This window comes from Pseudoxanthomonas sacheonensis, from assembly GCF_010093305.1.
In the GTDB taxonomy this organism is placed as follows: Bacteria; Pseudomonadota; Gammaproteobacteria; order Xanthomonadales; family Xanthomonadaceae; genus Pseudoxanthomonas_A; species Pseudoxanthomonas_A sacheonensis.
Genome location: NZ_PDWS01000003.1, coordinates 165001 through 178853, shown reverse-complemented (window position 1 = coordinate 178853; position 13853 = coordinate 165001). Strand labels below are relative to the sequence as shown.

General features: G+C 65.8%; 14 protein-coding genes (1 of these 14 running past the window's edge). 8 read left to right on the top strand and 6 right to left on the bottom strand.

What is annotated here, in order from left to right:
• Positions 1–3: 3 nt before the first annotated feature.
• A complete protein-coding gene (locus CSC73_RS04535; RefSeq protein ID WP_163839214.1) occupies positions 4–183 on the bottom strand; it encodes a type II toxin-antitoxin system HicA family toxin in 180 nt (59 codons plus the stop codon).
• 47 nt (positions 184–230) lie between these two features.
• Complete coding sequence (gene radC, locus CSC73_RS04530) at positions 231–905, bottom strand: RadC family protein (RefSeq protein WP_163839213.1); 675 nt, start codon at positions 903–905, stop codon at positions 231–233.
• A 96-nt stretch (positions 906–1001) separates the two neighbouring features.
• On the opposite strand from radC, the gene coaBC reads away from it, so the two are divergent.
• The 3 genes from coaBC to CSC73_RS04515 all read left to right on the top strand — a co-directional run bounded on the left by coaBC (position 1002) and on the right by CSC73_RS04515 (position 5050).
• Positions 1002–2222: a bifunctional phosphopantothenoylcysteine decarboxylase/phosphopantothenate--cysteine ligase CoaBC gene (gene coaBC / locus CSC73_RS04525; RefSeq protein ID WP_163839212.1), complete on the top strand. Its 1221-nt coding sequence runs from the start codon at positions 1002–1004 to the stop codon at positions 2220–2222.
• A complete protein-coding gene (gene dut, locus CSC73_RS04520; protein WP_163839211.1) occupies positions 2219–2704 on the top strand; it encodes a dUTP diphosphatase in 486 nt (161 codons plus the stop codon). The genes coaBC and dut overlap by 4 nt, the downstream gene beginning before the upstream one ends.
• A gap of 78 nt (positions 2705–2782) precedes the next feature.
• Complete coding sequence (locus CSC73_RS04515) at positions 2783–5050, top strand: phosphomannomutase/phosphoglucomutase (RefSeq protein ID WP_425502271.1); 2268 nt, start codon at positions 2783–2785, stop codon at positions 5048–5050.
• Positions 5051–5153: 103 nt separating this feature from the next.
• Here CSC73_RS04515 and CSC73_RS04510 read toward each other — a convergent pair whose 3' ends face one another.
• Both CSC73_RS04510 and pyrE read right to left on the bottom strand, forming a co-directional pair.
• Complete coding sequence (locus CSC73_RS04510) at positions 5154–5837, bottom strand: hypothetical protein (RefSeq protein ID WP_163839209.1); 684 nt, start codon at positions 5835–5837, stop codon at positions 5154–5156.
• 22 nt (positions 5838–5859) lie between these two features.
• Positions 5860–6534, bottom strand: a complete 675-nt coding sequence (pyrE, locus tag CSC73_RS04505) for an orotate phosphoribosyltransferase (protein ID WP_163839208.1) — start codon at positions 6532–6534, stop codon at positions 5860–5862.
• A gap of 126 nt (positions 6535–6660) precedes the next feature.
• On the opposite strand from pyrE, the gene CSC73_RS04500 reads away from it, so the two are divergent.
• From CSC73_RS04500 to CSC73_RS04490, 3 genes are read left to right on the top strand one after another with little or no spacing between them, the layout of a single operon-like run.
• Entirely contained in the window at positions 6661–7449 is a 789-nt protein-coding gene (locus CSC73_RS04500) for an exodeoxyribonuclease III (RefSeq protein ID WP_163839207.1), read from the top strand.
• Positions 7446–8843: an AmpG family muropeptide MFS transporter gene (locus CSC73_RS04495; protein ID WP_246197341.1), complete on the top strand. Its 1398-nt coding sequence runs from the start codon at positions 7446–7448 to the stop codon at positions 8841–8843. Before CSC73_RS04500 ends, CSC73_RS04495 begins: the two co-directional genes overlap by 4 nt.
• Complete coding sequence (locus tag CSC73_RS04490; protein ID WP_093288592.1) at positions 8840–9067, top strand: hypothetical protein; 228 nt, start codon at positions 8840–8842, stop codon at positions 9065–9067. Before CSC73_RS04495 ends, CSC73_RS04490 begins: the two co-directional genes overlap by 4 nt.
• A 130-nt stretch (positions 9068–9197) precedes the next feature.
• On the opposite strand, the gene CSC73_RS04485 is transcribed toward CSC73_RS04490, so the two are convergent.
• Positions 9198–10304: an anhydro-N-acetylmuramic acid kinase gene (locus CSC73_RS04485; protein WP_163839206.1), complete on the bottom strand. Its 1107-nt coding sequence runs from the start codon at positions 10302–10304 to the stop codon at positions 9198–9200.
• 192 nt (positions 10305–10496) lie between these two features.
• A complete protein-coding gene (locus tag CSC73_RS04480) occupies positions 10497–11948 on the bottom strand; it encodes a M23 family metallopeptidase (protein ID WP_163839205.1) in 1452 nt (483 codons plus the stop codon).
• A gap of 185 nt (positions 11949–12133) precedes the next feature.
• On the opposite strand from CSC73_RS04480, the gene tyrS reads away from it, so the two are divergent.
• Entirely contained in the window at positions 12134–13342 is a 1209-nt protein-coding gene (tyrS, locus tag CSC73_RS04475; RefSeq protein WP_163839204.1) for a tyrosine--tRNA ligase, read from the top strand.
• 20 nt (positions 13343–13362) lie between these two features.
• Positions 13363–13853, top strand: the 5' portion of a protein-coding gene (locus CSC73_RS04470; protein ID WP_093288580.1) for a DUF4166 domain-containing protein. 70 nt of this gene lie beyond the right edge of the window; the window shows 491 of its 561 coding nt (coding positions 1–491); it begins with the start codon at positions 13363–13365; the stop codon falls past the right edge of the window.

Genomic DNA, 13853 nt, shown 5'->3' with positions numbered 1-13853 from the left:
TCGCTATAGCCCGGCTTGCTTGCGGATGGCGGCAACCAGTCCCTTGCCTAGCTCTTTCTTCGGGTGCGGCACCACCAACGTGCCGGGACGCAGTGGATGCTGGAACGCGTGGTGCGACCCACGAGTGCGAACGAGTTCCCAGCCAGCCGCCTCCAATTCGCGGATAAGCGCCTTGCTGTTCACTCGGTGTGTATCGTACGCATCATAAAGTGAGTGTCAACAATACACACTCAGACCCAGCCCCGGGACGCCAGCGATACCGGGGGTCCATCACCCACCACGAAGTGATCCAGCAGCCGAACCTCCATCAAGGCCAGCGCCTGCTTCAAGCGTGCGGTGACGGCACGGTCAGCGGAAGAAGGCTCGGCATCTCCCGAGGGATGGTTGTGGCCGACGATCACGGCCGAGGCGTTGTGGGCCAGGGCCCGGCGCACGATTTCGCGCGGGTGTACCTCGGTGCAATCGACCGTGCCCTGGAACAACTCCTCGAACGCGAGCGCGCGATGGCGTGTGTCCAGGAACAGGGCGGCGAAGACCTCGCTTCCGCGTCCGCGCAGGCGCTGGGCGAAATAGCGGCCGGCGGAGGCCGGGTCGGTCAGCGCTTCGCCGCGTTCCAGCGCTGCGGCCAGGTGGCGGTGGCCCAGCTCCAGCGCCGCCGTCAATTTGCAGGCCCGGGCCGGGCCCAGACCGGGAAGTTTCGCCATCTGGGCCGCGTCGTTTTCCAGCAGGGTGCGCAGCGGGCCATGGGCGGCGAGCAGTTCGCGGGAAGTCTGCACTGCATCCTGCCCACGCAGGCCCGAGCCCAGGAAGATCGCAAGCAGTTCGGCGTCCGACAGCGCGCCGGGGCCGCGGGCCAGCAGCTTTTCACGGGGTCGTTCCTGCAGGGGCCAGTCGCGTATGTGCATAGGACCAGCTTGCCTTGACTCATGCCTGCCGGGCATAAGGCATGGCATATGCATCGGGTAAGCTAAGTGCCTGTACGGCGATAGGAATTCCCCGACGTGGCGGACGATAAATTGAAGGGCCAGCGCGTATTGCTGTGCGTCGGCGGCGGCATCGCCGCCTACAAGGCGCTGGAACTGGTGCGCCGGCTGCGCGAGGCGGGGGCGCAGGTGCAGGTGGCGATGACCGCAGGCGCCCAGCATTTCGTTACCCCGCTGAGCTTCCAGGCGCTGTCCGGCAGCCCGACCCGCACCACCCTGTGGGACAGCGCGGCCGAGGCCTCGATGGGCCATATCGAACTGGCGCGTTGGGCCGACCGGATCCTGATCGCTCCGGCCACCGCCGACCTGCTGGCCAAGCTGGCGCACGGTTTCGCCGACGATCTGGTCACCACCCTGTGCCTGGCCACGACCGCGCCGATCACGGTGGCGCCGGCCATGAACCACCGGATGTGGGAACACCCGGCCACGCAGGCCAATATGGCGACCCTGCGTGCGCGTGGAGTGCAGGTGATCGGCCCCGAGGACGGCCCGCTGGCCGAAGGCGAATCGGGCCCCGGGCGTCTCAGCGAACCGGACGCGATCGTGGCGGCGCTGCCTTCGCAGGCCGCGGCATCCCCGCAGGCTGTCGATCAGGCCTTGAAAGGGCTGAAGGTCGTGGTGAGCGCCGGCCCCACCTACGAAGACCTGGACCCGGTGCGCTACCTGGGCAACCGCAGCAGCGGCAAGATGGGCTTTGCAGTTGCCGACAGCGCAAGAAGGCGGGGCGCCGAAGTAGTGCTGGTCGCCGGCCCCGTGCATCTGGCCACTCCGGCGGGGGTGAAGCGGGTGGATGTGCGTTCGGCCGCGCAGATGCGCGAGGCGGTGTTCGCCGCGTTCCCGGCCGACATCTACATAGGCGCGGCGGCCGTGGCCGACTACACGCCGCGCGCGCCGGCCGCCAACAAGATCAAAAAGTCGAACGAATCGCTGGCGCTGGACCTGGTGCGCACGCCCGACATCCTGTCCGAGGTGGCCTCGCAGACCCAGGGGTTGAAGCTGGTGGTCGGTTTCGCCGCCGAAACCGAGAACGTGGCTGGCTACGCGCGCGGCAAGCTGGTGGCCAAGCATCTGGATCTGATCGTGGCCAACCGGGTCGGCGTGGCCGACGGCGGCTTCGAAAGCGACCAGAACGCGATGACCGCTTATTGGCAGGACGGCGAGCGCGTGTTCAATCCCGGCGCCAAAACCAGGCTGGCCGACGACTTGATCGAATTGATCGTGGAGCGCCTGAACGCATGAACCCTACTTCCGCGAAGTCCGCTTCCCTGCAGGCCATCGAAGTGAAACTGCTGGATCCGCGTTTCGGCGACGAATGGCCGCTGCCGGCCTATGCCACCGAAGCCAGCGCCGGCATGGATCTGCGCGCCGCGCTGGAGGCACCGCTCACCCTGGCGCCGGGCGACACCGCTCTGATTCCCAGCGGCATCGCGATCCATCTGGCCGATCCGCACCTGTGCGCGGTGGTGTTGCCGCGCTCGGGCCTGGGCCACCGGCACGGCATCGTGCTGGGCAACGGCACCGGCCTCATCGATGCGGACTATCAGGGCCCTTTGCTGATCAGCGTATGGAACCGCGGCCAGGAGGCTTTCACCATCCAGCCCGGCGACCGCATCGCTCAGCTAGTTGTGTTGCCCATCACGCGCGTAAGCTTGCAGGTAGTGGATACTTTTGCGGACAGCGCGCGTGGCGAAGGGGGCTTCGGCCACACAGGCGTCCGCTGAAAAAGGCGATACACCATGGCTGAGAACAAACCACGCAAGTCGCAATCATCGGCTGCGGACCTGAAGCGCGCGTTGCCGATGCTGGCGGCGCTGTTCGCCTTGCTCGCCGTCTGGCTGGGATGGGGCGGAGTGCAGCAGTGGCGCGATGCGCGTCTGGAAGAGAGCCTGCAGCTGGCGCGCGATTCGGTACTGTCGGCCAGCCAACAGACGCTGGCCGGACAACTCAAACAACTGGCCGACAGGATTGCCGCCGCGCCAGTGCAGACCGCGCTGCGGGCTGGCGACAACGCGGCTGCGGCCCGGGCGATCGGCGAAGGCTGGAAAGGTGCCGGCCCGGTGCAGGTGCTGCCCGCCGACCTTGAGACTGCGTATGCGGCGCCAGCGGATTTCGGCTTCAGCAAGCTGGCCCTGCTGGAAGCGGCGCTCAGCGAAAACAAGCCGGTGGCGCGCGTGGTGCGCGAAGGCAAGCAGAGCCAGCTCGGCCTGGCCGCGCCTGCAGGCGATGGGGTCGCCTACGTGGTCGTACCGCTGACCCTGCTGACCGGCAGCTTCGATCAGGCCGCGGTTCCGGCGCGGGCTTACGTGGCGATAAGGCAGGGCGGCTACACCATCGGCGAGGCCGGCGACCGCAATCTGGCGGATGGGGCCGAAAGTCTGGCCCGGCCGATAGGAGAGGCCGGCATGCGGGTGGTCGCGGCCACGCCGGATGGTACGGAAGGTCCTCTGGGCCTGGGCGCAATTCCCAGTCTGGTCGCGGCAGCGTTAAGCGGGCTGCTGGCAGTATTGATGCTGTTGGTCGCGCGCGGAAGGTTGAATCTGAACCCGCGCGCCAAGCACGCCGGCGCCGCCGACGACAACGAGCCCACCTTGGTCCAGGCCCTGCAACGCGAGCCATTGCCGAGCACGCCGGCCCGGCAGACCGCCCCCGACAAGGATCCAGACGCAGTGACCGCCAGCAACAACAAGCACATCGAAATCGACCCCGGTATTTTCCGCGCCTACGACATCCGCGGCGTGGTGGGAGAAACGCTGAGCGTGGAAGTGGCCGAACGCATCGGCCAGGCCATCGGCACGGTGCTGGAAGAGCAGGGATTGACCGACATCGTGGTCGGCCGCGACGGGCGCCTGTCCGGTCCGGAGCTTTCCGCCGGTTTGATCGAGGGCCTGCGCAAGGCCGGCCGCAACGTGATCGACATCGGCATGGCGCCCACGCCGGTCGCTTATTTCGCCGCCTATCACCTGCGTACCGGCAGCAGCGTCGCGGTCACCGGCAGCCACAATCCGCCGGACTACAACGGCTTCAAGATCGTGGTCGGCGGGCAGACGCTGTCCGGCGACGCCATCACCGATCTGTATGCGCGCATCAGCGAAAACCGCCTGCACCAGGCCGCCGCGCCCGGCACGCTGCAGCAGCGCCAAGTGGATGCCGACTACGTGCAGCGCATCGCCGACGACGTGCAGATGGACCGCCCGCTCAAAGTCGTCGTCGATGCCGGCAACGGCGTGGCCGGCGATATCGCCCCGCGATTGCTGGAAGCCATCGGCGCCGAGGTCATTCCGCTGTATTGCGAAGTGGACGGCACCTTCCCCAACCACCATCCCGATCCCAGCGAACCGCACAACCTGGAAGATCTCATCCAGACCGTGAAGCGCTTCGATGCGGACATCGGCCTGGCGTTCGACGGCGACGGCGACCGTTTGGGCGTGGTGACCAAGGAAGGCGAGATCATTTTCCCGGATCGCCTGCTGATGCTGTTCGCTGCGGACGTGCTGGAGCGCAACCCGGGTGCGTTGATCATTTACGACGTCAAGTGCACCGGCAAGCTGCAGGGCTGGATCCTGAGCCATGGCGGCACGCCGCTGATGTGGCAGACCGGGCATTCGCTGATCAAGGCCAAGATGCGCGAAACCGGCGCGGAACTGGCCGGCGAGATGAGCGGGCACTTCTTCTTCCAGGAACGCTGGTACGGATTCGACGACGGCCTTTATTCGGCCGCGCGCCTGCTGGAGGTGCTGGCCGCCCGTGCCGAGACGCCCAGCGAAGTGCTCAACGCGCTGCCCAACGCGCTGTCCACGCCGGAGATCAAGGTGCCGGTGTCCGGCAGTCCGCACGAGGTCGTGGCGCGGTTCGTCGCCAGCGCGCAGTTCGAAGGCGCGCGCCTGACCACCATCGATGGCTTGCGCGCCGACTGGGAAGACGGCTGGGGGCTGGTGCGCGCGTCCAACACCACGCCGATCCTGGTGCTGCGCTTCGAAGCCGACAACAAGGAGGCGCTGGCCCGCATCAAGGACGAATTCCGCGCGCACCTGCAAAAAGTGGCGCCGGAAATCACCGCGACGTTCTGATTGCTAGTTGAACTAGTCGAAATTGCGTGGGAGCGGCGTCCCGCCGCGAGCTTTTAGCAAAGCCGGAAACTCGCGGCGGGACGCCGCTCCCACGCTTGCAGGTCTATTGTTCTGCGGGCGCGCTCGCAACCGCCGCCGCTGGATCCGCCGCCACGGCATCGATCCCTTTCAGCTCGCGGTAACGTTGCAGGATCTCGGCGATTTCCGCATCCAGTTCCACGCGTTGCCGCTCGAAGCTGGCCTGCAGCAGCCGTTGGCGTTGCAGTTCGCGATGGCGGCTGCCGATGCTCTCGGCGATCTTCGGCGCCACCGGCTTGCCCGCCAGTTCCTGGTCGCTGGCGGTCCGCAACAGGCTGACCAGGCCCTCGCGCAGGCTGGTCACGTTGTAGCGTGCGGTACGGATGCTGTTGTCGACGATGCCGGTGCGTTCGTTGAATACGCGGCGCAGCTCGTCTTCGCTCTGGTAGGACGACAGCAGCGCCTGCTCGGTGCGCCGCCGGGTGTCGGCGGCGGCCTGGTCGACCTGGCGTTGCTGTTCGTCCGAGGCCGCCAGCGCGCGCTCTTCCTCGGTCATCGCGCGGTCCACGCCGCCCGTGCGCATCCCGCTGCGCGCGCTGATCTCTTCGCGCGCGCGGTTGACCGCCTCGGCCGGCAGCGCATCGCTGCAGACGCGCTGGCCGTTCTCGTTCCAGCAATAGAGTTTCTTGGCGGGACCTTCCGTCTGCGCCATGGCCAAAGGCGCGAGCGCCGCGCACAGGGCTAACAGCAGTAATTTGCGTTTCGGCATCGTCGTCGCAGGCCCCCTTGCCTTAGTCGGACGCGCTGCTGCCGTAGCTGGCACGGTAGGCGAGCAGGCGGTCGCGGTGGGACACAAGTTCAGCGCTTTCGCCGGCGAAAGCAAGCAGGTCGTGCAGGTTTGCGACCGCAATCACGGGCACTCCCGTTTCCGCCGCCACCGACTGCGCAGCCGAACGCCGTGCCGCGCCGGCCCCGGCGACCTCACCCAGTACTTCCTGCCGGTCCAGCGCCACTACTATTCCGGCCACGCGGCCTCCGCCGGCCTGGATCATCGCCAGGGCTTCGCGGATCGCCGTCCCGGCGGTGATCACGTCGTCGACGATCAGCACCTGCCGGTCTTCCAGCGGCGCGCCGATCAGCATGCCGCCTTCGCCATGGGCCTTGGCTTCCTTGCGGTTGAAGGCCACCGGCAGATCGCGGCCGCGGCGCGCGAATTCGCAGGCCAGCGCCGTCGCCAGCGGGATGCCTTTGTAGGCCGGGCCGAACAGCAGGTCGAAGTGCACGCCCGACGCTTCCACGGCGTCGGCATAGCAGGCAGCCAGATCCGCCAGCTTGGCGCCGCTGTCGAAACGGCCCGCATTGAAGAAATACGGGCTCAGGCGTCCGGATTTCAGAGTGAATTCGCCGAAACGCAGGGCCTGGGAATGCAGGGCCAATTGCAGGAAGCGGCTTCTGTGATCGCTCATGGGCGTGCTCTGATGTGCGTGTTCTGCGGTGGAATGACGGCAAGCCTAGCCCATCGCCGCCGGGTGCGGCCACCGGATGGCGGAGTTCGGGCACAATCCGGTTTTGATCTGCGGGCAACCGTTTTCATGAGAATCATCAGTTTCAACGCCAATGGGTTGCGCTCGGCGGCCAACAAAGGCTTCTTCGACTGGTTCGCGGCGCAGAAGGCCGATGTTTTGTGCGTACAGGAAACCAAGGCCCAGGAGCACCAGCTGGCCGGGCCGGAGTTCCTGCCTGCGGGATACAAGGCCTGGTTCCGCGATGCGAGCACCAAAAAGGGCTACAGCGGAGTGGCGATCTACAGCAAACGCGAGCCGGACGAAATCCGCACCGCGCTGGGCTGGGAAGAGTTCGACGAGGAAGGACGTTACCTGGAGGCGCGCTTCGGCAACCTGAGCGTGGTGTCTTTCTATATCCCGTCGGGTTCTTCGGGCGAGCTGCGCCAGGGCTTCAAGTTCAAGGTCATGGACTGGCTGGCGCCGATCCTGGAGGAGTGGCGCAAGAGCGGCCGCGATTACGTGTTGTGCGGCGACTGGAACATCGTGCGCTCGCGGCTGGACATCAAGAACTGGACCTCGAACCAGAAGAACTCCGGCTGCCTGCCGGCCGAGCGCGACTGGCTCAATGGCCTGTGCATCGACAGCAACCCTGATGGAAGCCGCGGCTGGGTCGACGCCTACCGCGCGCTGCACGCCGAAGGCCAGGACTACACCTGGTGGAGCAACCGCGGCGCTGCCCGCGCCAACGACGTGGGTTGGCGCATCGACTACCAGATCGTCACGCCGTCGTTGCTGGAGAAGCTGGAAGCGTGCTCGATCTACAACGCCACGCGGTTCTCGGACCATGCGCCGTTCATCGTGGACTACGCGCTGTGAGCCAAGTCGTGGCGAAACCCAAGCATCCAGGCTGGAGGCAAGTGCTGATCAACCTGCGCCAGCCCAAGGTGCTGGTGATGTTGCTGCTGGGTTTCAGCTCGGGCATCCCGATCTACCTGGTTGGCAACACGCTGGGCTTCTGGATGCGGGAGAACGGCATCGAGCTTTCCACCATCGGCTTCCTGTCGTGGGTGGGTTTGGCTTACTCGCTGAAATTCCTGTGGGCGCCGCTGGTCGACAAGCTCGATGCGCCGCTACTGGGCCGCTGGCTGGGACGGCGTCGCGGCTGGATGCTGCTTTCGCAGCTTGTCGCCGCTGCCGGTTTGATCGGCATGGCTCTGGTGCAACCGGTCGAAGGGCAGCTCATGCTCGCCGGCTTTGCGCTCGACCAGTTGGTGGTGTTCGGAATTCTGGCGCTGATTGTGGCGTTCTCTTCATCCACGCAGGACATCGTGATCGATGCCTGGCGCATCGAAAGCGCCGACAGCAACGAGCAGCAGGGTCTGCTGACTTCGACCTCGACGCTGGGCTATCGCGGCGCGTTGCTGGTCACCGATTCGCTGATTCTTATCTTTGCCGCGAGCATGGGGTGGTCGCTCTCGTATCAAGTGATGGCGCTGCTGTTGGGCGTGGGCGTCGTCGCCACGCTGTTGGCGCGCGAACCGGTGGCGACGGTGATGGCGGCGACAACGCCGCATCCGGCGCTGTTCACTCCGCAGGGATTGTTCGATGCGGTGATCGGGCCGTTCCTGGCGTTCTTCCGCCAGCACGGCAGCTGGGCGCTGCTGATGCTGCTGACGATCAGCCTGTATCGCCTGCCCGACTTCGTGATGGGACCGATGGCTAATCCGTTCTATGCCGACCTTGGCATCGCCAAGGAAACCGTCGGTGCGGTGCGCGGCTCGGTCGGATTGATCGCGACCATCGTCGGCATCGCGGTGGCCGGACTGTGTGCGGTGCGCTTCGGCTTCGTTCCCACGCTGCTGGCCGGCGCAGTGCTTGGCCCCGGCTCCAATCTGGCTTTCGCCTACCTCGCCCTGCATGGCGCCGATGCGGGCGTATTTACTGCTGCGATGGTCATCGATAACTTCTGCAACGGATTCGCTGGTGTGGCACTGGTGGGCTACATGTCCAGCCTGACCAGCGTCGGCTATACCGCGACCCAATACGCGTTGCTGAGCTCGTTCTATGCGCTGCTCGGCAAAGTATTCAAGGGGTTCTCGGGCGTGGCGGTGGAGCATCTCGAGACGGGACGCACCTTGCTGCAGGCCTATTCCCTGTTTTTCGTGGGGACGGCCGTGATAGGCATTCCGGCCCTGCTGTTGTGCATTCGTCTGGTCACGCGTAAATATGGGCCGGCGGATGGCGGAACGGGGTCCCAGAGGGCGACATGACCGACATCGTGATGAAGGACATAGACCCGGTCCTGGCCGACCGCATCCGCCGCGTGGCCGAGGCGCGCGGCTGGAACATGCACGACACCTTGTTCCACCTGCTGGAACAGGGCCTGTTCGCCACCGAGGCCGAAGTGCGCAGCGGTTTCAACGACCGCGAAGTGGACGTGCTGTCCGCCGCCATCACCGCCTTGAAAGACGTACCGCAGGGACACGGCTTCTGACGATTTATCGCTCAAATCCGATACCCAGCTAGAGCGTGGGAGCGCCGTCCCGGCGCGAGCTCTATGCCATTCCTTCCAAAGCTCGCGCCGGGACGGCGCTCCCACGCGGCGTTACACAAGGCTCAAGATTTCAAGCTGGATAAATAGTGCCCAGCACCCTTGGCCCCTTCGCGCCCGTCACGCTGGGCAGATTGCCCGGGCGTCCTGCGAGGGTTTCCCGCGCCAGCCAGGCGAAACCCATGGCCTCCACGTAGTCCGGGTCCAAGCCGTGCGCCGCCGTGGATTCCACCACCACGCCAGGCAGATTCGCCGAAATCCGCGCCATCAGCGCCGCGTTGCGTACACCGCCGCCGCACCCAAGCACGCGTGCAGTGCCCGGTTGGGTGGCGCGCAGCGCGTCCGCTACGGTGATCGCGCTGAGCTCCAGAAGAGTCGCCTGCACATCCGCAGGCGACGGTCCTTCCGCGCCCTTTTGCGATTCCAGCCAGCGCAGATGGAACTGTTCCCGTCCCGTGCTCTTGGGCGGCGGCAGCGCAAACCAGGGATCGTCCAGCAACCGCGCCAGCAGGCCCGCATCGACCGTGCCGCTGGCGGCGAATGCGCCGTCCGCATCGAAGGCCTGGCCGGTATGGCGCTCGTACCAGGCATCCATCAGCGCATTGGCCGGGCCCGTATCGAAGCCGCGGACTTCGCCCGCGCGCGGCAGCAGGGTGAAATTGGCGATGCCGCCCAGATTCAGCACCGCCCGATCTTCGTCCGGCGAGCGCAGCATCGCCGCGTGAAAGGCAGGCATCAGCGGCGCGCCGTGCCCGCCGGCCGCCACATCGCGGCGGCGGAAATCGGCCACGGTGGTGATGCCGCTGTGTTCGGCGATGACGTTGCCGTCGCCCATCTGCCAGGTGAAAGCCGCGGACGACTCGGGCCGGTGGCGCACCGTCTGCCCGTGCGAACCGATCGCGCGCACCTGGTTGCGGTCGGTTCCCGAATCGGCGATCGCCTGCATGGCCGCATCGGCGAAGGCGCGGGCCAGGGTGGTGTCCAGTTCGCCCAGCTCGTCCAGGGACGTCGCTTCGCCGCCTTGCCCCAGTGCGATCAGGCGCGCGCGCAGCGTTGCATCCCACGGATAGGTGCGGCCGAACACCAGTTCGCACTGCGGCTCGAAACGGACCAGCGCCGCATCGATGCCATCGGCGCTGGTGCCGGAAATGAGACCCAGATAGAGATCGGGTGAGGACATGGAGTGAGAGTGGCCAGAAAGATTCCGCAAGTTTGCACGAACTCCCGGTCCAAGGGCTTCGCTCATGGCGGGCTTGTCTGGATTCCCGTTCGTGGGAGCTGGTCGAACCACGAACGGTTATGGGCTTGGGCGTCGCTTGGAGCGCGCTGCCGCAGTGTCATGATCGGCGGAAATCGCCAATCCGGATTCCCATCAGCCTTTCTTCGCAGCGGCTTTCGGCTTCGCTGCAACCATCACCGGCTTGGCTGCGGCCGGTGCCGGCTCCACATCGGCGTAGATGATGTTCTCCACCGTGCGGATGCGGGCCAGCGCGTTGGCCGTGTAGGTGCGGTATGCAGCCAGTTGCGCGCCCGCCAGCGGTTCCGGCGGCGGCATGGTGATGGACAGCGGGTTGCGGTGCACGCCGTTGACGCGGAATTCGTAATGCAGGTGCGGGCCGGTGGACATGCCGGTGGAGCCCACGTAGCCGATCACCGTGCCTTGCGGAACCGACTGGCCCCTGCGCAGCTTGGCGGTGCGCGACATGTGTCCGTAAAGCGTGGTGTAGCCGCGGCCGTGGTTGAGGATCACCACGTTGCCGTAACCGCGCTGCCAGCCGATGAATTCCACCCGCGAATCGCCCGCCGCCATGATCGGCGTACCGGTGGAGGCGGCGTAATCCACGCCCTTGTGCATGCGCATGGTGCCCAGCACCGGATGCTTGCGCGCGCCGAACTTGGAACTGAGGCGCGCGTAGGGAATCGGCATGCGGATGAAGGTCTTCTTCAGCGGCCGGCCCTGCGCGGTGAAGTACTCGGGCTTGCTATTCGGGCGCGAAAAGCGGAAACCCGAATGCAGCTTGCCGTCGACGGTGAAAGTGGCGGCCAGCACCGGGCTGGTGCTGATGAGTTCGCCCTCGCGCCAGGTCTGGTCGACCACCACGCTGAAGCGGTCGTCGGCGTCCAGATCCGAATCGAAGTCGATGTCGTACTTGAAGATCTCGTCGGTCAGCGAGTTGATGTTGGCCGAAGTCAGCCCCGCCTTGCGCGCCGAGCGGTTGAGCGAGCGCCCGACCTTGCCGCTGAGCACCACGGTGCGGGTGGTGCTTTCGCGCGCCACCACTTTTTCCTTCAGCGTATCGCCGGCCAGCGACAGCTCGACGCGGTGGTCGGCGTCGCGGTCGTAACGCAGCGTGCGCAGGCTGCCGCTGACGGGCAGGTCGAAAGCCAGCTCGGTGCCGGGCTTGAGTTTGGTCAGCGTGGCTTTGGCGTCGGCGTTCTTGAGAATGCGTTGCATGGTCTCGCGGGGAATGCCCAGTTCCTTGAACAGCGAACCCAGGGTCTGCCCCGGCCTGACCTTGACGATCTGCCAGCTGTCGCCGGCGGTGCCTTCCTGCCGTTCCTTGGAGAGCTCGGGCAGGTCCAGCGCAAGCACCGCGTGCGGCGTGGCGGCCGGAGTCTGCACCACAGTGGAGAAGCCCGGCACGATGGTGGCGACCATCACGCCGATAGCGGTGAACAGGCTGGCATGGATCCACTGCCGCCGCGTCCAGCGCCTTGCCGAAAGGTGCTCTCTCACTTGATGATGCAAGGCCGAGTCGCGAAGGATTTCCAAGCGTTCCTTGAAACGCTGATTGCGGCCGGGGCCGTCACCGTGAGTGTGCATCTATATGACTTCCCCGGACCCAAGACGGCGAGTCCAATCCGGGTACCATAATCACGCGAATTGTCTGCGTCAAACCCTTGAGCCAATTGACTTTTTTGACTGGCATCACGATTAACTTTGGTTTAACTTTAGATTCACCTTTGTCAGCAGGCCTTCGCGCCTGTTCATTAATTGGAAGCCCTCCCTTGCCACATGCAGCAGCACTAGAACTGATCGGCCGCGGCGCCGACGAAATCCTCAAGCGCGAGGAACTGGAAGCCCGCCTCAAGCTAGGCCGGCCCCTGCGCATCAAGGCCGGATTCGACCCCACCGCCCCGGACCTGCACATCGGCCACACCGTGCTGCTGAACAAGATGCGCCAGTTCCAGGACCTGGGCCACCAGGCGATTTTCCTGATCGGCGACTTCACCGGCATGATCGGCGACCCCAGCGGCAAGAACGTCACCCGCAAGCCGCTGACCCGCGAAGACGTCGAGGCCAACGCCCGCACCTACGCCGAGCAGGTGTTCAAGGTGCTGGACCGGGAAAAGACCGAGCTGCGCTTCAATTCCGAATGGTTCGGGCAGATGTCGGCCGCCGATCTGATCAAGCTGGCGGGCCAGCACACCGTGGCGCGCATGCTGGAGCGCGACGACTTCGCCAAGCGCTATGCCGCCCAGCAGTCCATCGCCATCCACGAATTCCTCTATCCGCTGGTCCAGGGCTACGACTCGGTGGCCTTGAAGGCCGACGTGGAGCTGGGCGGCACCGACCAGAAGTTCAACCTGCTGATGGGCCGCGGGTTGCAGGAACACTACGGCCAGCCGCCGCAGATCGTGCTGACCATGCCGCTGCTGGAGGGCCTGGACGGCGTCAACAAGATGTCCAAGTCGCTGGGCAACTACATCGGCATCAGCGAGCCGGCCATCGACATCGTCACCAAGACCATGAAGATCGGCGACGAGCTGATGTGGCGCTGGATAGAGCTGCTCAGTTTCGACATAGGCGTGGCCGAGGCCAAAGCCCTGCAGGCCGAAGTGGCGTCCGGCACGCTCAACCCACGCGACGTCAAACTACGCCTGGCGCGCGAACTGACCACGCGTTTCCACGATGCCGTACAGGCCGAACAAGCCATCGCCGGCTGGCACGCGGTGGTCCGCGGCGAAGGCGACACTTCGCTGCTGCCGCTGCAGGAGGTGACCGTGCCCGCCGAAGGCCTGCGCATCGCCGCGCTGCTGACCGCGGCCGGCATCACCCCCAGCAACGGCGAAGCCACGCGCAAACTCAAGGAGCGCGCGGTGCGGGTGGACGGCGCGGTGGTCGAAGACCCGCAAACGCATTTCAACCCCGGATTCGAAGGCGTACTGCAGGTCGGCAAGCGCAACTTCGCACGCGTACGTTTGCGGACGAGCTGATAAAGCAGGCCTCCACGCGCATGCAAAGCGTGGTCAGCCGATGGTTCGGCGCCGGATTCGAACGGCTGCATCCTTTATTGCAGGCGCTTCATCTGCACGGCGGCGTGCTGACCGGTCCGATAGAAATAACGCTGGGGCAGGGTCTGGCGCGTCCGTTCGGCCGCGCCGTCGCGCGCAAGCTGGGGATTCCGCTACAAGACGGCCCGCACGAGCTGAGGGTCGAAATCAGCCACCAGTCCGACCGCTTGCTCTGGAACCGCCGCTTCGACGATCGCCAGCGCATGGATTCCACCTTCCGCCCTGTCGGCGCATGGCCGGACGGCCTATGGCTGGAGCAGACCGGCCCGGTGCGGCTGGGTCTGGCGGTCGAAGTGATCGACGGCGGCTGGTACTGGCGTTGCCGCAAGGTCTGGCTGTATGGGATCAGGCTGCCGCTGGCGCTGTTTCCCCGTTCCGAAGCTTATAAGTGCGTCGAAGACGGGCGCTATCGCTTCCAAGTGACTTTCATGGT